Genomic DNA, 21,450 nt, shown 5'->3' with positions numbered 1-21,450 from the left:
AAAATCGGCCGCCTCAGCCCTTTACGCCGCCGGCGGTCAAACCACTTTTAATAAAACGTTCAGACAGGGCATACATAATGACAACGGGCAGTGCCGTCACCAGCGATGCCGCCATCATGCGACCCCAGATGTAATCTGGCGTACTGAAGAGCGTGTTCAGCCCCACCGGCAACGTGAAGTTGCTGGCGCTGGACAGGAAAATGGAGGCGAACAGGTAGTCATTCCACGCCACCATGAAGCAGTAAACGAAGACTGACACCAGACCCGAGATCGCCAGCGGCACGGTGATGCGGAAGATGATTTGCAGGCGGTTCAGGCCGTCCATCATCGCGGCTTCTTCTATCTCATCCGGGATAGTGTCGAAATAGCTGCGCAGCATAAAGACCGCAGTCGGCAACGTCTGCGTCACCATGGTGATGATCAGCGCCAGTTCGGTGTCATAAATGCCGAGCGCGGTGATGATTTTGAACAGCGGCACTACCAGCAGGATCCCGGAGAACATATAGACGGTGTAGAAGCTCGCATTGATCGTCGTGCGCCCTTTAAAGCGCAGTTTGGATAACGCATAAGCGCCCAGCGTACCGAGAAACACCGCAATGACCGAGGAGGTCAGCGACACCACCATGCTGTTACGGAAATAATCCACAAACGGGAAAATCAGCGGGTTAAAGATGTCGATGTAGTGCTGTAACGTCCACTCCTGCGGCAGGATAGTCGGGTGCAGTGAGATCGCCTCTTTCGCGCTTTTGAACGATGTCATCAGCATCACAAAAAACGGAAACAGCGTGATAATCAGGAATACCGCCAGTCCCAGATAAAAACCGATACGGCCCAGAACGCGTTTATTTGTTGCCATTGAGGTTTACCCTTTTTCTGGTCAGCAGAATGACAGCGAAGATGATCACAAACAGCACAACGGAAATGGCGGCTGCTTTACCCAGGTCATTGAACGCAAAGGCGGTTTTGTAGAGATATACGCCCAGAATGTCGACCTTGGTGGTGAGCAGATAAACATCCGCAAACATGTAGAACATCCAGATGGTGCGCAGCGTGACCACCGTGGCCAGCACCGGCATGATGGCGGGCAACGTCACGATACGAAAACGCTGCCAGGCATTCGCCCCGTCCATCTCTGCCGCTTCGTACAAGGATTTATCAATGGTCTGTAGAATCGCGAGGAACGAGATAAAGGCATACGGGAAGTAACGCCAGATGGCGAACAGCACGACCAGGACAAAACTGCTGCCAGGGTTATCGAACCACAGCGGCGCCTGATCGTAGAGATGCAGCAGATCAACGCCAAGATAGTTCACAATTCCGTAGCCGTTGTTGAACATGTATTTCCAGGCAAATACCAGTGAAATAGACGGCGTCACATAGGACAGTATCACCAGTGAACGTGCCGTTTTCCGCATGCGGAATTCACGGTTAAAGAAGATCGCTACGGCCAGCCCCAGTCCGGTGCTGCCGATCACCACCAGCGCCGTATACCAGAACGTCATCCACAGGGAGTGCCAGAACGCAGCATCGCCCAGGATGCGAATGTAGTTATCCAGACCGACGAACACCGCATCAATACGCGGATTCAGCGGTAAACGTAAAAAACTGATTTCAATGTTAGAAATCATTGGCCAGGCCACCAGGCCCCCCAGCAAAATCAGGCTGGGGGCCAACAGCAGCATGGCGAAAGGCATATCTGAACGACAAGAAAACAACGTCTTCATAATTCCCTTCGCAAAGCGCTCCTATCGTTGTGATATCAGGTCAGTCAGCTTCTTCTGGCTGTTGCTTAACGTCGCACTGAGATCTTTTTGTCCCACCGTCACGTTATGCACCATGGAACTGATAATGCCGGACCCGGTAACATCTCCCATGCGGGTAAAGTTCTTGTCGCCCACGGCACCAAACACCTGGACGTTCGGGAACTGCGCAATCAGCTCGTAAGGCAGTTGACCAAAGGCCTTGATAACGTCGTTGTTTTTCCAGGAATCTGTGCCCACTACGAGTTTATTGACCGGTAGCGCGGCGCCCGGAGACATCATGACCCAATCAGAGGCGTTCTGAGCCTGCTCCATCCAGGTGACAAATTTCTCGGCGGCCTGCGTTTCCTCTTCGGTCTGGCCGGTAGTGATCGTCAACGAAGTGATCATGCCGTACACGGCTGATGATTTTTCCGTCGGGACCACGAACCCCAGGTTGGCCGGATTGCCATCTTTGAAGACCGCGGGCAGGATATAGGTAGAATAAACGGCCATAGGCGCAGAACCGTTCATGAAGGCGTCTTTGATCTCCATGACATCGTTCGAACCCGGCATGGTGTTCGCGGCCAGCGCCTTATAAAATGCCAGCGCTTTCGACATTTCAGGGGTATCGATTTCCACATTGCCGTTTGCATCAAAGACATTGGCGCCGCCCGACAAAACAAACTGCGAGAAAGCCTGCTCCGTCATGACGCTTTCTGCGGTTGGAAGCGCGATACCGTAATGTTTTTTCGCCGGATCGTTGAGCGCCTGACTGGCTTTCAGCAGTTGTTCCCAGTTGTGCGGTTCCTCGATCCCCGCTGCCGCGAGCGCATCTTTGTGATACCAGACGCCGGACAGCCAGGCGCTAACCGGCACCCCGGTCCATGCGCTGCCATCTTCCGTGCGAACAACGCGTAAAATACCGTCGTAAAATGTCTCCTCGCCCACCGCCTTGACGGCGCGGCCGATGGCGTCACGATCCAGCAACTGCTCTTTATCCATGACTTTGGCGTAGTCATGGCTGATCTCAATCACCTCCGGCAGCGCACCGGTACGAGCCAGGGTAATTACCTTGGTGTTGTAGGCATCTTCTTCAACGGGTACCTGCTTCACCGTAATCGACGGGTTCTCTTTCTCGAATTTTTCAATCAATTTCGTGATAACGGCCTGACGCTCCTGTTCTACCGACGAGTGCATAAACTCAATGGTGACCTGAGATGCTTTATCGTCCTTACAGCCTGATAACAGGGCGCACGAAACCAGTGCTGATAACAGCACAATTTTTGGCATTTTCATTTTAGGGTCCTTTTTAGTTTTCTTTAATCCACATTACCTGCCATGGATTGAGGATCAGCTCCGTACCGCTAATATCCTGTCCTGATAATAACTCCTTACCAGAAAGCGTTTGTTCATAAACGGTCTGCATTTTATTGCTAAAATTAAATAATGCTGTAATTCGCTCGCCATTTTCAGCAACACGAATAATTTTAAGAATTTGTTTACCCACTGCGTCGAAAGCAACCTGACTATCCGGATGGAACGCCCTCTCGCCGCGACGAATAGCGATAAGCTCACTCAAACGAGAATAAATTTGATAACGAATACTCTTCTTATTATTCAGTTCGCTATCAAGCTGCCCCGCCGTGTATTTTTTCCGGTTAATCGCGCGGTTATATCCGAGGCGTTCGACGCCTTCATAATCGTTCCGCGAACCAAGAATGCTCTGAATATAAACAGCCGGGACGCCTGGGAAACTTAACAACACAGCATGCGCGAGGAGGAACCGTGCAATACGTTCCTCATCTGAACTGTCTTGTAAACTTAACGCATCAAGATAGGTGACATTAATTTCATAAGGGCTTCGCGTTCCGTCAGGATTATTTTTCCAGTTGACCAGCGCGCCTTCCTGCTGAAGATTTTCGACCAACGAGAGGATCTCTGATTCCGGAAGAATGCCGCGCAGCGGATTCAAACCGATACCATCATGCGAGGCCAGGAAATTAAACCATGTAGTGTGTGAAGAAGGCAGTGCCAGCGACCCCGCCCATTGGCAAAGTGCTTTCACATCCTGACGATGAACGGCATGCAGCACCAGCGGAGGTAAGGAAAACTGATAGACCATCTGGGCTTCGTTTTCACCATCACCGAAGTAAGAGATGTTGTCTTTGTGCGGAACATTTGTCTCAGTAATGATCACCGTTCCAGGTGCCACGGCGTCCGTAATGGCGCGGAACAGCTGAATAAGGCAATGGGTTTGTTCCAGATGGATGCAGGTTGTTCCCGGGATTTTCCACATAAACCCGACCGCATCCAGACGAATATAACGCGCCCCTTCCATGAGGTAATGGAGCAGAACGTCAACCATTGCAATCAGCACCTGCGGCGAGGCGAAATTGAGATCGATCTGGTCATCGCTGAATGTAGTCCATAAATGACGAACGCTGCCATCATTAAGCGTAAACGGCGTCAACAGCGGTAAAGCGCGTGGGCGCGTCACCGCGGATAAATCGGTTTCCGGGTCGACAGAAATAAAGAAATCTTCATAACCAGGCTTCTGCGCCAGATAATTAGCAAACCATTCGCTTTTCGCTGACATATGATTGCAAACGAAATCAAACATTAAGCTGGCTGACTGTTTTAATTCCGCGACATCGCGCCAGTTTCCCGTTTCAGGTGCAACGGTATGATAATCAATAACGGAAAAACCATCATCTGATGACCACGGATAGAAAGGTAAAAGATGGACATGAGAAAAAGTACGAGAAAGCCACTCATTATAGAACCGGGTAAATACCGGCAATGCTTTCTCCCCTTTCGTGGAGATCTGATCGGCATAGGTAATCAGAACAACATCTTTTTCATCCCAGCCTGACTTACGCTTCTCCGTAATATTAACCGCCGCCTGTTGAAGCTTAGTTAATAACACGTCAAGGTGTGCATCTGAAAATGATTCACCATAAATATGATTGATAAGGTATTTAATTTTTGCGTTCACATTATTTTCCATGGTAGCGGTCCCACGGAGTGGCAATCTACTCCCATGAAAAATATCTGTCAACGGACCTGGGGGCTGAAAAAGGCATTCTCAAAGCAGCGCAACGCAGTAATGTGAGCTGCCGCAAAGAAAGAGAAAAAGCAGAGGGGGAATTCATGCCCTCTCTCAGCGCGAGAAAGGGCTTATATGAGCGGGATTAGCGTGAAAAGTAGCGACGTGAAACGCGTTTTGCCAGTTTTTGTAACAACGGCTCCAGGGCGACCGCCAGCAACATTCTGACCGGCTTACGGGCAACAGACTTGATCGCCCAGCCCGCCACACCAGCCGGACCATAACGTAACGCCGTCATCAGAACCAGTTTACCTGCGATTTTCAGGCCGGGTTTTACCTTCTGACCGGCCTGTTGCCAGTTTTGTTTCATGTAAGTTCTCTCTTAAAGCTGACGGAAACGACTTCTCAGCGTAAAGGTATCGGAGGTGACATAACGTTCCATCTCGCGCAATCGCTTCTCCCCTGCGCTCAGCTGTTCATCCACCGCGTTAAGAAGATCGCTGCTGGTTGGCGTGTTTTCCGCATCCAGCTCACCCTCCGGCATCGGATCAAGTACAAACGACAGAATGATGTAAGCCACCAGTGTAATAAAGGCCAGGCCAAAGAAAATCGACAATACAGTGACCACACGTACCAGTTTTACCGGGACATCCAGATAGTGTGCCAGCCCGGCGCAAACGCCCCGAACCATGCCCTGCTGCGGGATGCGCCACAGTTTTTTATTCAGATTTAGTCCAGCCATTAACGCTCCCTCCAGTTCGGGTGTTCCGCATCCAGGATGGCTTCCAGCGCCTGAATACGTTCGCGCATTTTGTTTGCCTCAGAAGAGAGCTGCGCCAGCCGCTGTTGCTCGCTTTGCGACAGCTCCCCGCGAGAAGAGCGGTTGCTGTAGTGCAGCCATAACCAGATGGGCAGAACAAACAGCACGAAAATTGTCAGGGGTATTGCCAGAAAAAGCGCGCTCATGTGTACTCCTTGTCTTGCGATGCGGCACGCTCAGGTGCCGCAGGATTTATTATTGGTGGTCTTGCTTCATTTTGGCTTTCAGCGCCGCCAGCTGCTCGCTAATTTCATCATCGGCTTTCAGGTCAGCAAACTGCTGATCCAGGGTTTTCTGCTTACCGATGCTGTGGCTTTCGGCTTCCGCTTCCATGTGGTCGATACGACGTTCGAACGATTCGAAACGCGCCATCGCTTCATCCAGTTTGCCGCTGTCCAGCTGGCGACGCACGTCGCGGGACGAACTTGCAGCCTGGTGGCGCAGCGCCAGCGCCTGTTGACGTGCACGGGTTTCGCTGAGTTTATTTTCAAGCTCACCAATCTCTTTCTTCATACGCGTCAGAGTATCATCCACCAGCGTCACTTCATGTTCCAGCGTGGCCACCATGTCGGTCAGCTTCTGCTTCTCAATCAGCGCAGCGCGGGCCAGATCTTCTTTATCTTTGCGCAGCGCCAGTTCAGCTTTTTCCTGCCACTCGTTAAGCTGGGCAGTCGCCTGCTCGATACGACGCGTTAACTGCTTCTTCTCTGCCAGCGCGCGGGCGGAGGTGGAGCGTACTTCAACCAGCGTGTCTTCCATCTCCTGAATCATCAGGCGCACCAGCTTCTGCGGATCTTCTGCTTTCTCCAGCAGCGAGTTGATGTTGGCGTTCACGATGTCGGCAAAACGAGAAAAAATACCCATAATTCAATCCTCATAGTTCTGTTATCGGGCGATGCCCTGCTGAGTAGTTAATACAAATCCCATGCCAACTTTTTATCTTATTGATTTTACTGGGTGTGATTGATATTTATCCATCCAGCGGCTATTCTCACTTGGTGAATATCACTAAGGAGTGGTTAATTTCATCATGGCTGAATATAAAGACAATTTGCTTGGCGAGGCAAACAGCTTCCTGGAAGTGCTTGAGCAGGTATCGCGCCTGGCGCCGCTGAATAAACCGGTGCTCATTATCGGTGAGCGCGGAACGGGTAAAGAACTTATCGCTAACCGTCTGCACTTTCTGTCTGGCCGCTGGGACGGGCCTTTTATTTCGCTTAACTGCGCGGCGCTGAATGAAAATTTGCTCGACACGGAGCTTTTCGGTCATGAAGCCGGCGCGTTTACTGGCGCACAAAAACGGCACCCCGGTCGTTTTGAACGTGCCGACGGCGGAACGCTCTTTCTCGACGAGCTGGCGACCGCGCCAATGCTGGTACAGGAAAAGCTGCTGCGCGTCATTGAGTATGGCGAACTGGAACGCGTTGGCGGAAGTCAGCCGCTTCAGGTTAACGTTCGCCTGGTGTGCGCCACTAACGCCGATCTGCCCGCGATGGTTGCAGAAGATAAATTCCGCGCCGACCTGCTGGACCGGCTGGCTTTCGATGTCGTCCAGTTGCCGCCGCTGCGTGAGCGACGCAGCGATATCATGCTGCTGGCCGATCAATTTGCCATTCAGATGTGCCGGGAACTGGGCCTGCCGCTCTTTCCGGGCTTCAGCGAACAGGCTACCGAGACCCTGCTCGGTTACCACTGGCCGGGGAATATCCGTGAACTGAAAAACGTGGTGGAACGGTCTGTTTACCGTCATGGCAGCAGCGAGACCGAACTGGACAACATTATTCTCGATCCGTTTCGGCGCGAGGTTAAACAGCCCCTTGCTCCGGCGGCGCGCCAGCATGATCCGGCGTTGCCGCTCGATTTACGCCAGTTCCAGCATCAGCAGGAGCAGCAACTGCTGGAACGGAGCCTGAAAGAGGCGAAATATAACCAGAAACGGGCAGCTGAACTGCTGGGTCTGACCTACCATCAGTTAAGGGCATTGCTCAAAAAACATCAAATGCGCTGACATTATCAGCACTTACCCCCAGACATTTTTACGAAGCAGGCGTAAGTGCGATACACTTTGCAGATCGAATCTAAAAACCTTAAAAACTATGCGCCTGGTTTTATCATCCCTGTTTGCACTCGGTCTGTTCAGCAATCTGGCCTTTGCTGCGCCCGATCGTACTGCGCCTCCTGATATTCGTGATAGTGGTTTCGTCTATTGCGTCAGCGGGCAAGTTGATACCTTTAACCCGCAAAAGGCGGGGAGCGGCGTGATTGTTGATACGCTGGCCGCACAGATTTACGATCGCCTGCTCGACGTCGATCCTTATACCTATCGGCTGGTTCCTGAGCTTGCTGAAAGTTGGGAAGTGCTTGATAACGGCGCCACGTACCGCTTCCGTCTACGCGATGATGTGGCTTTTCAGCACACCCCGTGGTTTACCCCAACCCGCAAGCTCAACGCGGATGACGTGGTTTTCACCTTCCAGCGCATATTCAACCGCAATCATCCGTGGCATAACGTTAATGGCGGGAACTTCCCCTATTTCGACAGTCTGCAATTCGCGGACTCGGTCAAAAGCGTTCGTAAGCTGGATAACCGCACGGTTGAGTTTCGCCTGACGCGCCCGGACGCCTCCTTCCTCTGGCACCTGGCGACGCACTACGCGTCCGTCATGTCAGCCGAATACGCGGATCAGCTGACGAAAAAGGATCGTCAGGAACGTCTCGATCGTGAGCCTGTGGGCACAGGACCCTTCCAGTTAGCTGAGTACCGCGCCGGACAATACATTCGCCTGCAACGACACGATCATTTCTGGCGCGGCAAACCGCTGATGCCGCAGGTTATTGTTGATCTGGGTTCAGGTGGAACAGGCCGCCTCTCCAAACTGCTGACCGGTGAGTGCGACGTCCTTGCGTGGCCTGCGGCCAGCCAGTTGACTATTTTGCGCGACGACCCCCGCCTGCGCCTGACCCTACGCCCGGGAATGAACATCGCCTATCTGGCGTTTAACACCGATAAGCCACCGCTGAATAATCCGGCCGTGCGCCATGCGCTGGCGTTAGCGATCAACAATCAGCGTCTGATGCAGTCGATTTATTACGGCACCGCGGAAACCGCCGCCTCTATTCTGCCCCGCGCCTCCTGGGCCTATGACGGCGAGGCGAAGATCACGGAATATAATCCGGCGAAAGCGCGCGAACAGCTTAAAGCACTGGGGGCAGAAAACCTGACGCTTCAGCTGTGGGTACCCACCAGCTCTCAGGCGTGGAACCCTAGCCCGCTGAAAACCGCCGAACTGTTGCAGGCAGATATGGCCCAGGTGGGCGTGAAGGTGATCATCGTTCCTGTCGAAGGCCGTTTCCAGGAGGCGCGTCTGATGGACATGAATCACGACTTAACGCTGGCTGGCTGGTCTACCGACAGTAACGACCCGGACAGCTTCTTCCGTCCGCTGCTGAGCTGTGCGGCGATCAACTCCCAGACCAACTACGCGCACTGGTGTAACCGGGAATTTGATGCTGTGCTGCAAAAAGCCCTCTCATCTCAACAGCTTGCTTCACGCATTGAGGCCTACGATGAAGCGCAAAATATTCTGGCCAGAGAGCTTCCCGTGTTGCCGCTTGCCTCTTCCCTGCGCCTTCAGGCCTACCGTTACGATATAAAAGGGCTGGTACTCAGCCCGTTTGGTAACGCCTCCTTCGCGGGCGTGACTCGTGAGAAAGAACAAGAGGTGAAAAAACCATGATTATATTTACCTTGCGGCGGCTGCTGTTACTGCTGGTCACCCTGTTCTTCCTGACCTTTGTCGGCTTTAGCCTTAGCTACTTTACGCCGCACGCCCCGCTTCAGGGCTCATCCCTCTGGGACGCCTGGCTGTTCTGGTTTAACGGCCTGTTGCACTGGGATTTTGGCGTGTCCAGCATCAACGGACAGCTCATCTCTGAGCAGCTGAAGATGGTTTTCCCGGCCACCATGGAGCTGTGTATACTCGCCTTTGGCTTTGCCCTCATGGTGGGGATCCCGGTGGGGATGCTGGCGGGAATTTATCGCAATAAATGGCAGGATAAATTCATCAGCGCGCTTGCCTTAATTGGCTTTTCCATCCCTGTTTTCTGGCTGGCGCTGCTGCTTACCCTCTTCTTCTCACTGACGTTAGGCTGGCTTCCGGTGTCTGGCCGTTTCGACCTGCTATATAACGTGCAAACGGTGAGCGGCTTCGCCATCGTTGACGCCTGGCTTTCCGATTCAGTCTGGCGCGACGAAATGATCGTGAGCGCCCTGCGCCATATGGTGCTGCCAGTGCTCACGCTGGCTGTCGCACCGACGACCGAAGTGATCCGCCTGATGCGCATCAGCACTATCGAAGTCTTCGATCAAAACTATGTGAAAGCCGCCGCCACACGCGGACTGTCTCGCCTGACGATTCTACGTCGCCATGTGCTGCACAATGCGTTGCCGCCGGTAATCCCACGGCTTGGGCTGCAATTCTCAACCATGCTGACGCTGGCGATGATCACCGAGATGGTTTTCAGCTGGCCGGGCCTTGGACGCTGGATGATCAACGCCATTCGCCAGCAGGATTACGCTGCGATCTCCGCCGGAGTGATGGTGATTGGCTCGCTGGTTATTATTGTTAACGTTGTTTCCGATATTTTGGGTGCCATGGCCAACCCGTTGAAGCATAAGGAATGGTATGCCTTACGATAACGTCTACAGCGAAAAGCGCACGCCTGGTGCGCTACGCACCGTGTGGCGTAATTTCTACGGCGACACCACGGCGATGATCGGCTTTTACGGCTGCATTGGCCTCGTGTTGCTGTGTGTTTTTGGTTCGTGGTTTGCCCCGTATGGCATCGATCAGCAGTTCCTTGGTTATCAGCTTTTACCGCCATCGTGGTCGCGTTACGGGGAGGTTTCGTTCTTCCTGGGGACTGATGATCTCGGACGCGACGTGCTAAGTCGTTTACTGAGCGGCGCCGCACCTACGGTAGGCGGCGCGTTCGTGGTCACCCTGGCCGCCGCGATATGCGGCCTTGCGCTGGGCATTTTTGCCGGCTCTACCCATGGGCTGCGGTCTGCCGTGCTCAATCATATTCTTGATACCTTGCTCTCGATTCCTTCGCTGTTGCTGGCGATTATCGTCGTGGCCTTCGCGGGGCCGCACCTCACACATGCGATGTTCGCCGTCTGGCTGGCCATTCTGCCCCGCATGGTGCGATCGGTTTACAGCCTGGTTCACGACGAACTGGAGAAAGAGTATGTCGTCGCCGCCCGTCTGGACGGTGCCACCACGTTTAATATTTTGTGGTTTGCCGTGCTGCCTAACATTGCCGCCGGGCTGGTGACGGAGATCACCCGCGCCCTGTCGATGGCGATTCTTGATATCGCAGCGCTGGGCTTCCTGGACCTGGGCGCACAGCTCCCCTCCCCGGAATGGGGCGCAATGCTCGGCGATGCGCTGGAGCTGATTTACGTTGCGCCGTGGACGGTCATGCTGCCGGGCGCGGCCATTATGGTGAGCGTTCTGCTCGTTAACCTGCTTGGCGACGGGATCCGCCGCGCAATCAATGCGGGGGTGCAATAATGCCGTTACTTGATATCCGCAACCTCACGATCGAAATTAAAACGGGCGAAGGCTGGGTTAAAGCGGTGGATCGCATCAGTATTACGCTCGCAGAGGGCGAAATACGCGGGCTGGTGGGCGAATCGGGTTCCGGTAAGAGTCTAATCGCCAAAGCCATTTGCGGCGTGGCGAAGGACAACTGGCGGGTGACCGCCGACCGTATGCGTTTCGACGACATCGATCTGTTGCGTCTCTCCCCGCGCGAACGCCGTAAACTGGTGGGCCATAACGTCTCGATGATTTTTCAGGAGCCGCAATCCTGTCTCGATCCGTCCGAGCGCGTCGGGAAACAGCTAATGCAGAATATCCCCGGCTGGACCTATAAAGGCCGCTGGTGGCAGCGTTTCGGCTGGCGTAAACGCCGTGCCATTGAGCTATTGCACCGTGTGGGGATCAAAGACCATAAAGACGCGATGCGCAGTTTCCCCTACGAACTGACCGACGGTGAATGCCAGAAAGTGATGATTGCTATCGCCCTGGCCAATCAGCCGCGTCTGCTGATTGCGGACGAACCGACGAACGCGATGGAGCCAACGACTCAGGCGCAGATTTTCCGCCTGCTCACGCGTCTGAACCAGAATAACAACACCACCATTTTGCTGATCAGCCATGACCTGCAAATGTTGAGCAAGTGGGCGGATAAAATTGACGTGATGTATTGCGGACAAACGGTAGAAACCGCGCCAAGTGAAGACCTGGTGACGACGCCGCATCATCCTTACACGCAGGCGCTGATCAGGGCGATCCCTGATTTCGGCAGCGCAATGCCACACAAGAGCCGTCTGAATACTCTGCCTGGCGCGATACCGCTGCTGGAATCGCTGCCCATTGGCTGCCGTCTGGGTCCGCGTTGCCCGTATGCTCAGCGTAAATGCATTGAAACACCGCGCCTGACAGGGCCGAAAAATCATCTGTTTGCCTGTCATTTCCCGCTGAACATGGAGAGAGAGTGAAATGGTCGAAACCTTACTGGAAGTGCGTAACCTGAGTAAGACCTTTCGCTATCGCACCGGCCTGTTTCACCGTCAGACCGTCGAGGCGGTTAAACCGCTGAGTTTTACGCTGCGCGAAAAGCAGACGCTGGCGATTATCGGTGAAAACGGCTCGGGCAAATCGACCCTGGCAAAAATGCTCGCGGGTATGGTTGAGCCAAGCGGCGGTGAAATACTGATTGACGATCATCCTCTGGAATTTGGTGACTACTCTTTCCGCAGCCAGCGCATTCGGATGATTTTTCAGGATCCGTCAACGTCCCTCAACCCGCGCCAGCGTATTTCGCAGATCCTGGATTTCCCGCTGCGGTTGAATACCGACCTGGAGCCGGAAGCGCGTCGCAAACGTATTGTCGAAACCCTGCGTCTGGTAGGTCTCCTGCCCGACCATGTCAGCTATTACCCCCACATGCTGGCCCCGGGCCAAAAACAGCGTCTCGGACTGGCCCGCGCGCTGATCCTGCGCCCGAAGGTCATTATCGCCGACGAAGCGCTGGCGTCGCTGGACATGTCGATGCGTTCGCAACTCATCAACCTGATGCTGGAGCTACAGGAAAAGCAGGGGATATCGTATATCTACGTGACTCAGCACCTGGGCATGATGAAGCACATCAGCGATCAGGTGCTGGTGATGCACCAGGGTGAAGTCGTTGAGCGCGGCAGTACCGCTGACGTGCTGGCCTCCCCGCTCCACGACCTGACAAAACGCCTGATTGCCGGACACTTTGGTGAAGCATTGACGGCCGATGCGTGGCGGAAAGATCGTTAGCCGTTGCGTAACCCGCTTGCCAGCAGAGTAAACACCTCGATGGCATGCGGCAGCGTCTTCTGCGGCTCGTCACTCGCGGCAATCATCAAGGCAGCATTCAGCGCAACGCCGTTCAACAGATGGGCTGCGACTTTCGCATCCATTTTTTTAAGCACGTTGCGTTCGATTAATTTTTCGATGGTCTGGCGGGTCGACTCAAGACAGCTGTTCTGGCTGGGCCATTGCGCCGGATCGCCCAGAACGGCCGGACCGTCAAGAAGCACGATACGCTGAACTTCCGGAACGAGCGCCATGTTGATGTAGGCGATGCCTTCCGCCAGCAGTCTCTCCCAATCATCGTCTGTGGCCGCGGCAACGGCTTTCGCGTTGCCCGCCATTTCGCTGTCTATCTGCGCGACCACCGCCGCCAGTAACCCTTTCTTATCTCTGAAATTATGATACAGCGCACCGCGCGTTAACCCCACGCTTGCCGTCAGTTCATCCATCGACGCTGCAGCAAAGCCTTTCTCAGCAAACGCCTTTCGCGCCGCATGAATCAATTTTTCGCGATTTTCCTGAGCTGTTTCAGCACGACGTTTTGTAGCCATAGAACTTCCTATAAAAGCGATATTTTTAATTTGACATACGCGGCGTATGTGAATTACATTTTTTTCACATACATTGCGTATGTTACTTCTCTTAAGTAACCACAACAACGCCTCTGACAGAAAAGGAAATGCCATGCATCCACGTAATCCTGTCTTCCCTGCCAATCGACATGCCCTTTATGATGAGCATGGCTATTCGGCTGCCATTCGCTCTGGCGATCTGTTATTTGTTTCCGGTCAGGTCGGCAGCCGCAGCGATGGCACGCCTGAGCCTGATTTCGCCGCTCAGGTGCAGTTGGCATTCGATAATTTACACGCGACTTTGGCCGCCGCAGGATGCACTTTTGACGATCTGATTGATGTCACGACGTTTCATACCGATCCAGAAAACCAGTTCCCCGTCATCATGGAGGTGAAAAAACTGGCGTTTCCGCAGCCACCTTACCCAAACTGGACGGCTATCGGCGTTAACTGGCTGGCCGGATTTGATTTTGAAATTAAGGTTATTGCCCGAATCCCCTCGCCAGCGAATTAATATCCGGCCGTCTTAGCGTGAAGCTTCTGGCCAACCTCTGGTTGGATGAGGCGAACCCAGCCCCCGGTGATATACTGCTGGAATACACACGAAATAGCCTGATAAAGAGTCAGTTCAACGTCTTTCGTGCGCCCAGTCACGGCACGTGAGCGAGAAATATCGTGACACAAGGGGCTGTGAGTGGGCTATAATTTCGAGCTAATTTCGAATGATTTTGAAATACTGCCTGTAACGCTATGAATTACAAGGCAAAATAAGCAATGAATATAAGGATTAAAGCTATGGGTTTTCTTTCCGGTAAGCGCATTCTGGTAACTGGCGTTGCCAGCAAACTGTCCATCGCATACGGCATCGCACAGGCTATGCATCGCGAAGGCGCTGAGCTGGCGTTCACCTACCAGAACGACAAGCTGAAAGGCCGTGTTGAAGAATTTGCCGCGCAGCTGGGTTCCAGCATTGTTCTGGAATGTGACGTTGCACAAGACGAAAGCATTGATGGCATGTTTGCTGAACTGGCTAAAGCATGGCCGAAATTCGACGGTTTCGTTCACTCCATCGGCTTCGCTCCGGGCGATCAGCTGGACGGCGACTACGTGAACGCGGTTACCCGTGATGGCTTCAAAATCGCCCATGACATCAGCTCCTACAGCTTCGTTGCGATGGCAAAATCCTGCCGCGCGATGCTGAACCCGGGCGCAGCCCTGCTGACCCTGTCCTACCTGGGCGCAGAACGCGCTATCCCTAACTACAACGTTATGGGTCTGGCGAAAGCGTCTCTGGAAGCCAACGTGCGCTATATGGCGAACGCAATGGGTCCTGAAGGCGTGCGTGTTAACGCAATTTCTGCGGGTCCAATCCGTACTCTGGCCGCTTCCGGGATCAAAGATTTCCGTAAAATGCTGGCACATTGCGAAGCGGTTACCCCGATTCGTCGTACCGTTACCATCGAAGATGTGGGTAACTCTGCGGCATTCCTGTGCTCTGACCTTTCCTCAGGTATCTCCGGCGAAGTGGTTCACGTGGACGGCGGCTTCAACATCGCTGCCATGAACGAGCTGGAAATCAAATAAGTCTGTTACTCTCTTCCCGCCTGGGAAGAGAGTTTTCTCCCCTCCCCGCACTTCGTTATTCCGTTCTGCTATTTGTTATCACCTAACAATATTTTTCCCCTCATCCGCCTTACGCCAGGATATTGATCGCCATTTTGAGATCAAGGAACGCCCATGGAACAACGCCGTTTTTCCGGCAAAGGCCACTGGTATCACGAAACCCAGTCGAATCATTCGCAGACGGACGTTCTGCCGCTGGTGCCTGAAGCCGCTAACGTCGACGATCGTTTTTTGCTCGATTTAGCCCTACCTGACGACATTGCCGCAAGCTGTTGTGGGTGGCTTACGCCAGCCCGAACCTTGTGCCGCCTCTTATTCCCGCTCGATACTCCCGTAAACCGTCTGCACACGCTTAGCGCCTACGACAGACTGAGCACGGCGTTGACGGTTTCCCAGGCGTGTGGCGTCCAGCGGCTCTGTAACCACTACGCGGCGCTCCTCGCCCCCCTTCCGGGCCCCGACTCTTCCCGGGAAAGCAATCGACGCCTTGCAGAAATCACTCAGTATGCCCGCCAGCTGGCGAGCTCTCCGGACGTCATTGACGATAAAGCGCAAACTCAGCTTGATGAGGTGGGACTGACAACGTATGACATTGTGCTTATCAACCAGATCATCGGCTTTACTGGTTTTCAGGCGCGGGCGGTTGCAGTGTTTCAGGCGCTGCTTGGCCATCCGGTACGCTGGCTACCGGGACACCACATTCAGCCCCATACACTACCGCTGAGCTTTACCCGATGGACAGCCACCCAGCCCGTAGTCGAACTAAAATATGCCAGTGCGGTTCAACTTGAGGCGCTCTCACGCTGGCAGGCCGAACCTGCGCTTTCAGCGCTCACGCCGGTTCTCTGCCATGAGCCGATGCTGCTGAATCTGACGGGCGAGATACTGGTTAACCACCCACAAAGCGAAGCCCAGCCATCTGCATCGCTCTCAGCCGCCCATACGCTGCTGCTTACGTCTCCCGATCGTTTTAGCGCCGCCCAGTTAACGCCTCTCACGGAGGCCGGTATCCCACCGGGCAAGGCAATTAACCTGTTAACCCACGGCGCTTTTAATGGCTGGCTGGACCGTCTTCGCGTGGCGCTTGGCAAAGAGGAATAACCACACGCTTTACCTAAAGAGCGCTTGCTGTAGCAGTGAGAATCGCGTAAAACTGTCAGCCGCTCAATGGCTACGAAAATAGAACATTATGTTTCAGGACAACCCGCTGCTAGCGCAGCTTAAACAGCAACTACATTCCCAGACGCCCCGTGCAGAAGGGGTCGTAAAAGCCACGGAAAAGGGCTTTGGCTTTCTTGAAGTTGACGGACAGAAGAGCTACTTCATTCCGCCTCCTCAGATGAAGAAAGTGATGCATGGCGACCGCATTTCGGCCGTTATTCATACCGAAAAGGAACGAGAGTCTGCCGAGCCGGAAGCACTGATCGAACCTTTCCTGACCCGCTTTGTCGGGAAAGTGCATAAAAAAGACGATCGTCTTTCTATCGTACCGGATCATCCTCTCCTGAAAGATGCCATCCCTTGCCGCGCCGCGCGTGACGTTGAGCATGACTTTGTCGAGGGTGACTGGGCGGTTGCCGAAATGCGCCGTCATCCTTTAAAAGGCGATCGCGGTTTCTACGCCGAGCTGACCCAGTTCATCACCTTTGGCGACGACCATTTCGTCCCATGGTGGGTGACGCTGGCGCGCCACAACCTCGAAAAAGAAGCGCCGGATGGCGTCGCGACCAAAATGCAGGACGAAGGTCTTGAGCGTCGCGATCTGACAGCGCTGGACTTTGTCACCATCGACAGCGCCAGCACCGAGGATATGGACGATGCGCTGTATGCCGAAGAGGCAGCGGATGGCAAAATGCATCTGACCGTCGCCATCGCCGACCCTACCGCATGGATTGTCGAAGGCAGCAAGCTGGACGAAATGGCCAAAGTGCGTTCGTTCACCAACTACCTGCCGGGCTTCAACATCCCGATGCTGCCGCGCGAGCTTTCCGACGATCTCTGCTCCCTGCGTCCCCATGAAGTGCGTCCGGTACTGGCCTGCCGCATGACCATCGCGGCTGACGGTACCATTGAAGAAGATATCGAATTCTTCGCCGCCACCATCGAATCCAAAGCTAAACTGGCTTATGACAACGTGTCCGACTGGCTGGAAAATACCGGCAGCTGGAAGCCTGAATCCGATAATATCGCTGCGCAAATTCGTCTGCTGCATCGCGTCTGCCAGAGCCGCAGTGAGTGGCGCCAGACCCACGCCCTGGTATTTAAGGACCGCCCGGACTACCGCTTTGTGCTGGGGGAAAAAGGCGAAGTGCTCAACATCGTCGCCGAGCCACGCCGTATTGCCAACCGTATCGTTGAAGAAGCGATGATCTCCGCCAACATTTGCGCCGCACGCGTGCTGCGCGACAAGTTAGGCTTTGGCATTTACAACGTGCACACCGGCTTTGACCCGGCTAACACCGAAGCGCTGGCCGCCCTGCTCAAGACCCATGACGTCCACGTCGATCCGGAAGAGGTGCTGACCCTGCCAGGCTTCTGCAAGCTGCGCCGCGAGCTGGACGCACAGCCGTCAGGTTTCCTTGACAGCCGCATTCGCCGCTTCCAGTCCTTTGCGGAAATCAGCACCGAGCCAGGCCCGCACTTCGGTCTCGGTCTTGAGGCATATGCCACCTGGACCTCCCCGATCCGTAAGTACGGCGACATGGTTAACCATCGTCTGCTGAAAGCGATCATCAAAGGGGAATCTGTTGCCCGCCCACAGGATGAGACTACGTTGCAGATGGCAGAGCGTCGCCGTCTGAACCGTATGGCGGAGCGTGATGTCGGCGACTGGTTGTACGCGCGTTTCCTGAATGATAAGGCAGGGACTGACACCCGTTTCCCGGCTGAAATCATTGACATCAGCCGCGGCGGTATGCGCGTGCGTCTGGTGGATAATGGCGCCGTTGCCTTTATTCCTGCCCCGTTCCTGCATGCCGTTCGCGACGAACTGGTTTGTAGCCAGGAAAACGGGACCGTGCAAATTAAAGGCGAAACGGTTTACAAAGTCACTGACGTGATTGATGTAAACATCGCTGAAGTCCGCATGGAAACCCGCAGCATTATCGCGCGCCCTGTCGCCTGATAACCGCGTAGACTCCCGGCCGTTCCGTTCAGGGATGGCCGGGAGTTCTCCCCAGTATTATCTCTCGCAAAATCATCGTTTTTTCTCACACTTTTCTGTTTCCTACCGCCACATTTCGCCAGAATTATCTACAGTAAAAAGAGCCGTCATAGTCGACTGCAAATGAATAATTTGTGCGCTACTCAGCAGCCGCGGGAGAAAACGGGATGGACGATCTGGAGCAGAATTTGCTGTTTCGTTACATGGGTACGCATAGCCCCTGGTGGCGACTAACAGCAGACAGCAATGCTCTGCATCTTGCTGCCAGTGAAAGCGCTGAAATCGTTCAGGTGGTTGCGCTGGACGATGAGCAGGCCGCTCTGATTCGCCAGCTCACCGTTATCACGTCCAGCATTGCCATGACCCTTCCCTTGTATGGTGTGGACGTTCCCGTCCATCTTGTCGGTCGTAAAATTAACAAAAATGAGTGGGCGGGAACGGCATCAGCATGGAACGACACGCCTTCCGTGGCGCGCGATCTGGCGCAGGGACTCTCCTTCGCCGAACAGGTGGTGTCCGAAGCTAACTCCGTAATTGTCATCCTCGACCAGAACGGGAATATTCAGCGCTTCAACCGTCTAAGTGAAGAATATACGGGCCTGAAGGAACAGGAAGTCATCGGGCAAAACGTGTTTAAACTGTTCATGAGCCGCAGCGAAGCCGCGGCCTCAAAACGCAACATCACCGGTTTTTTTCGTAACGGCAGCTCCTACGAAGTCGAACGCTGGATCAAGACCCGCAAGGGGCAACGCCTGTTTCTCTTCAGAAATAAATTCGTTCACAGCGGCAGCGGGAAAAATGAAATTTTCCTCATCTGTTCAGGTACCGACATCACGGAAGAGCGCCGGGCCCAGGAGCGCCTGCGCGTTCTCGCCAATACGGATACGATTACCGGTTTGCCTAACCGAAATGCCATCCATGAGCTGATCTCCGACGCCATCACCTCCCGGGGTGAAACGCAGGTGGGCGTGGTTTATCTCGATCTGGATAACTTTAAAAAAGTGAACGATGCCTATGGGCATATGTTTGGCGACCAGCTGCTACAGGCCGTTGCGCTGGCGATCCTGAGTTGCCTGGACGACGGACAAACCCTGGCGCGCCTGGGTGGGGATGAGTTTATCGTGATGGCCACCGATACGTCGCAGGGCGCGCTGGAAGCTATGGCGTCGCGCATTCTGACCCGACTGCGGCAGCCTTTCCGCATCGGGCTGATTGAGGTTTACACCGGCTGCTCGCTTGGTATCGCGCTTGCGCCCCAGCACGGTAACGATCGGGAAAGCGTCATTCGCAATGCCGACACCGCCATGTACACCGCCAAGGAAAATGGCCGGGGTAAATTCTGCGTCTTCTCGCCAGAGATGAACCAGCGCGTATTTGAATATCTATGGCTGGATACCAACCTGCGTAAAGCGCTGGATAACGATCAGCTGTTAATTCACTACCAGCCAAAAATGACCTGGCGCGGCGAAGTCAGAAGTCTGGAGGCGCTGGTGCGCTGGCAGTCACCAGAGCGTGGCCTGATCCCGCCGATGGAATTTATCTCCTATGCGGAAGAGTCAGGGCTGATAGTGCCCCTTGGCCGCTGGGTTATGCTCGATGTGGTGCGCCAGGTGGCAAAATGGCGCGACAAAGGGATCAACCTGCGCGTCGCGGTCAACGTTTCCGCCCGTCAGCTGGCGGATCAGACCATCTTCAGTGACCTGAAGCAGGCGCTGAAAGACCTGAATTTTGAATACTGCCCGATTGACGTGGAATTGACCGAAAGCTGTCTCATCGAAAATGAAGAGCTGGCCCTGTCAGTGATCCAGCAATTTAGCCGCCTGGGGGCGCAAATTCACCTTGATGACTTTGGTACGGGGTACTCTTCCCTGTCGCAGCTGGCGCGCTTCCCTATCGACGCCATCAAGCTTGACCAGTCCTTCGTCCGGGATATCCATAAGCAGTCCATTTCACAGTCGCTGGTGCGCGCGATAGTCGCCGTGGCACAGGCGTTGAATCTGCAGGTCATTGCTGAAGGGGTGGAGAGTGCAAAAGAAGACGCCTTTCTGACGAAGAATGGCGTCAACGAACGGCAGGGTTTTCTTTTTGCTAAGCCCATGCCCGCAGCCGCATTCGAGCGATGGCTAAAGCGCTATCAGGCCAGGAATGTCCGTTAGCTGGCTTTGCGTAAGCCCGTCGCCTGATGGCGATTTTGCAGCATAACCAGCCGCTCCATGTAGGCGATATCCTTCGGTTCAAGACAGAAGGCGGCATCCACCCAATCCTCGGTAATGTCCATCAACTCGCTTCGCGGAAGTGGCAGAACACGCGTACGCGCGCGCAGCATGGCCCTTACGCCGTTCAGCTTCGGCTGTAGCGTGTCGATAAACGTCCGTACCGAAACATAGCTCTGTAACGGCTCGAATAAGAGATCCACAAGACCGTGCTGTTCATACCATTCCGCCGTATGCGACTCACCTTTATAGATCAGCGCCTCTGCCATTTTCATGCCGGCACGACGCGCCACCAGTGAATAACCGCCCATGCCCGGGAACAGATTGAACGCGATTTCCGGAAAGCCTAATCGGGCATCGCGCTGGGCCAGAATGAAATGATGCGCGAGCGCGGCTTCAAACCCGCCCCCTAACGCGCTTCCTTCCACCATCGCCAGCGTGACAGCACCGGTATCGAACCCTCGTGAGGCGGCATGAACGCAGTCCACACAGGCCCGGGCATAGGCGCGTAACGCTTCGCGTCGGTTGTTTTTGATGCACTCAACGAAGAATTGTAAATCACCGCCGGTATTGTAGATGTCAGGGACCAGCGATCCGGTGACCCAAAAATCAACGACATATCCGGACTGGCGAACCAGCCAGGAGAGATTCATGATCTCCTCGATCAGCGCATGATTGAAGCAAGGCCGTGGCGTGGCACGTAACATCATCCACACCGTGCGCCGTTCGGCCTCATAATAAGCCGCCAGTTGAGTGAATCGTTCGGCATCAGTAAACAATGTGCAGGTTGTCTGGTTGATAACTGTCATAGTCGAATTCCTCTTATAAAAAAGCGCGTTGCGCGCAGTTTTAGACTAAT

At 54.2% G+C, this 21,450-nt stretch carries 21 protein-coding genes; 11 read left to right on the top strand and 10 right to left on the bottom strand.

The window, feature by feature from the left end; translation table 11 throughout:
* Positions 1-13: 13 nt before the first annotated feature.
* The 8 genes from C3451_RS15205 to pspA all read right to left on the bottom strand — a co-directional run bounded on the left by C3451_RS15205 (position 14) and on the right by pspA (position 6,472).
* Positions 14-856: a carbohydrate ABC transporter permease gene (locus C3451_RS15205; RefSeq protein WP_003856865.1), complete on the bottom strand. Its 843-nt coding sequence runs from the start codon at positions 854-856 to the stop codon at positions 14-16.
* On the bottom strand, positions 843-1,724 hold the full coding sequence (locus C3451_RS15200; protein WP_063139069.1) for a sugar ABC transporter permease: 882 nt from the start codon (positions 1,722-1,724) through the stop codon (positions 843-845). The genes C3451_RS15205 and C3451_RS15200 overlap by 14 nt, the downstream gene beginning before the upstream one ends.
* 21 nt (positions 1,725-1,745) lie before the next feature.
* On the bottom strand, positions 1,746-3,038 hold the full coding sequence (locus tag C3451_RS15195) for an ABC transporter substrate-binding protein (RefSeq protein WP_045621575.1): 1,293 nt from the start codon (positions 3,036-3,038) through the stop codon (positions 1,746-1,748).
* Positions 3,039-3,051: 13 nt separating this feature from the next.
* A complete protein-coding gene (locus C3451_RS15190; RefSeq protein WP_063139068.1) occupies positions 3,052-4,749 on the bottom strand; it encodes a sugar phosphorylase in 1,698 nt (565 codons plus the stop codon).
* 184 nt (positions 4,750-4,933) lie between these two features.
* Positions 4,934-5,158 carry a phage shock protein PspD gene (pspD, locus tag C3451_RS15185; protein ID WP_006810818.1) on the bottom strand — a complete coding sequence of 75 codons (225 nt, stop codon included), beginning with the start codon at positions 5,156-5,158 and terminating at the stop codon, positions 4,934-4,936.
* Positions 5,159-5,170: 12 nt separating this feature from the next.
* Positions 5,171-5,530 carry an envelope stress response membrane protein PspC gene (gene pspC, locus C3451_RS15180; protein WP_006810819.1) on the bottom strand — a complete coding sequence of 120 codons (360 nt, stop codon included), beginning with the start codon at positions 5,528-5,530 and terminating at the stop codon, positions 5,171-5,173.
* Positions 5,530-5,754 (bottom strand): envelope stress response membrane protein PspB, encoded by a 225-nt coding sequence (pspB, locus tag C3451_RS15175; protein ID WP_022648304.1) that lies wholly within the window; start codon positions 5,752-5,754, stop codon positions 5,530-5,532. Before pspB ends, pspC begins: the two co-directional genes overlap by 1 nt.
* Positions 5,755-5,803: 49 nt before the next feature.
* On the bottom strand, positions 5,804-6,472 hold the full coding sequence (gene pspA / locus C3451_RS15170) for a phage shock protein PspA (RefSeq protein ID WP_022648305.1): 669 nt from the start codon (positions 6,470-6,472) through the stop codon (positions 5,804-5,806).
* A gap of 151 nt (positions 6,473-6,623) precedes the next feature.
* On the opposite strand from pspA, the gene pspF reads away from it, so the two are divergent.
* The 6 genes from pspF (at position 6,624) to sapF (ending at position 12,984) form a co-directional block, all read left to right on the top strand.
* A complete protein-coding gene (gene pspF, locus C3451_RS15165) occupies positions 6,624-7,616 on the top strand; it encodes a phage shock protein operon transcriptional activator (RefSeq protein ID WP_162882544.1) in 993 nt (330 codons plus the stop codon).
* 88 nt (positions 7,617-7,704) lie between these two features.
* Positions 7,705-9,345 carry an ABC transporter substrate-binding protein SapA gene (gene sapA / locus C3451_RS15160; RefSeq protein WP_045621571.1) on the top strand — a complete coding sequence of 547 codons (1,641 nt, stop codon included), beginning with the start codon at positions 7,705-7,707 and terminating at the stop codon, positions 9,343-9,345.
* Positions 9,342-10,307, top strand: a complete 966-nt coding sequence (sapB, locus tag C3451_RS15155) for a putrescine export ABC transporter permease SapB (RefSeq protein ID WP_022648308.1) — start codon at positions 9,342-9,344, stop codon at positions 10,305-10,307. Before sapA ends, sapB begins: the two co-directional genes overlap by 4 nt.
* Positions 10,294-11,184, top strand: coding sequence for a putrescine export ABC transporter permease SapC (sapC, locus tag C3451_RS15150; protein WP_006810824.1), 891 nt, complete (start codon positions 10,294-10,296; stop codon positions 11,182-11,184). The genes sapB and sapC overlap by 14 nt, the downstream gene beginning before the upstream one ends.
* Positions 11,184-12,176 carry a putrescine export ABC transporter ATP-binding protein SapD gene (gene sapD / locus C3451_RS15145; protein WP_003856840.1) on the top strand — a complete coding sequence of 331 codons (993 nt, stop codon included), beginning with the start codon at positions 11,184-11,186 and terminating at the stop codon, positions 12,174-12,176. Before sapC ends, sapD begins: the two co-directional genes overlap by 1 nt.
* A gap of 1 nt (position 12,177) precedes the next feature.
* A complete protein-coding gene (gene sapF, locus C3451_RS15140; protein WP_003856838.1) occupies positions 12,178-12,984 on the top strand; it encodes a putrescine export ABC transporter ATP-binding protein SapF in 807 nt (268 codons plus the stop codon).
* On the opposite strand, the gene C3451_RS15135 is transcribed toward sapF, so the two are convergent.
* The gene (locus tag C3451_RS15135) at positions 12,981-13,571 is read right to left on the bottom strand and encodes a TetR/AcrR family transcriptional regulator (RefSeq protein ID WP_022648309.1); all 591 of its coding nucleotides are present in this window, start codon (positions 13,569-13,571) and stop codon (positions 12,981-12,983) included. The two genes, sapF and C3451_RS15135, sit on opposite strands and share 4 nt — an antisense overlap.
* A gap of 133 nt (positions 13,572-13,704) precedes the next feature.
* On the opposite strand from C3451_RS15135, the gene C3451_RS15130 reads away from it, so the two are divergent.
* From C3451_RS15130 to pdeR, 5 genes are all read left to right on the top strand, one after another.
* A complete protein-coding gene (locus C3451_RS15130; protein WP_038416155.1) occupies positions 13,705-14,106 on the top strand; it encodes a RidA family protein in 402 nt (133 codons plus the stop codon).
* Positions 14,107-14,387: 281 nt separating this feature from the next.
* Entirely contained in the window at positions 14,388-15,176 is a 789-nt protein-coding gene (fabI, locus tag C3451_RS15125; protein ID WP_045621568.1) for an enoyl-ACP reductase FabI, read from the top strand.
* Positions 15,177-15,329: 153 nt separating this feature from the next.
* Positions 15,330-16,316, top strand: coding sequence for an oxidoreductase (locus tag C3451_RS15120; protein ID WP_023300250.1), 987 nt, complete (start codon positions 15,330-15,332; stop codon positions 16,314-16,316).
* An 88-nt stretch (positions 16,317-16,404) separates the two neighbouring features.
* Positions 16,405-18,339 carry an exoribonuclease II gene (locus tag C3451_RS15115; RefSeq protein ID WP_023306386.1) on the top strand — a complete coding sequence of 645 codons (1,935 nt, stop codon included), beginning with the start codon at positions 16,405-16,407 and terminating at the stop codon, positions 18,337-18,339.
* 206 nt (positions 18,340-18,545) lie between these two features.
* Positions 18,546-20,534 (top strand): cyclic di-GMP phosphodiesterase, encoded by a 1,989-nt coding sequence (gene pdeR, locus C3451_RS15110; RefSeq protein ID WP_038416158.1) that lies wholly within the window; start codon positions 18,546-18,548, stop codon positions 20,532-20,534.
* Here the strand turns inward: pdeR and C3451_RS15105 are convergent.
* A complete protein-coding gene (locus C3451_RS15105) occupies positions 20,531-21,400 on the bottom strand; it encodes a crotonase/enoyl-CoA hydratase family protein (RefSeq protein WP_022648314.1) in 870 nt (289 codons plus the stop codon). The genes pdeR and C3451_RS15105 overlap by 4 nt on opposite strands.
* Positions 21,401-21,450: the final 50 nt, after the last annotated feature.

It is taken from the genome of Enterobacter sp. 301B (genome assembly GCF_003850715.1).
Lineage (GTDB): Bacteria > Pseudomonadota > Gammaproteobacteria > Enterobacterales > Enterobacteriaceae > Enterobacter > Enterobacter intestinihominis.
This window is presented reverse-complemented; position numbering and strand designations above follow the sequence as displayed.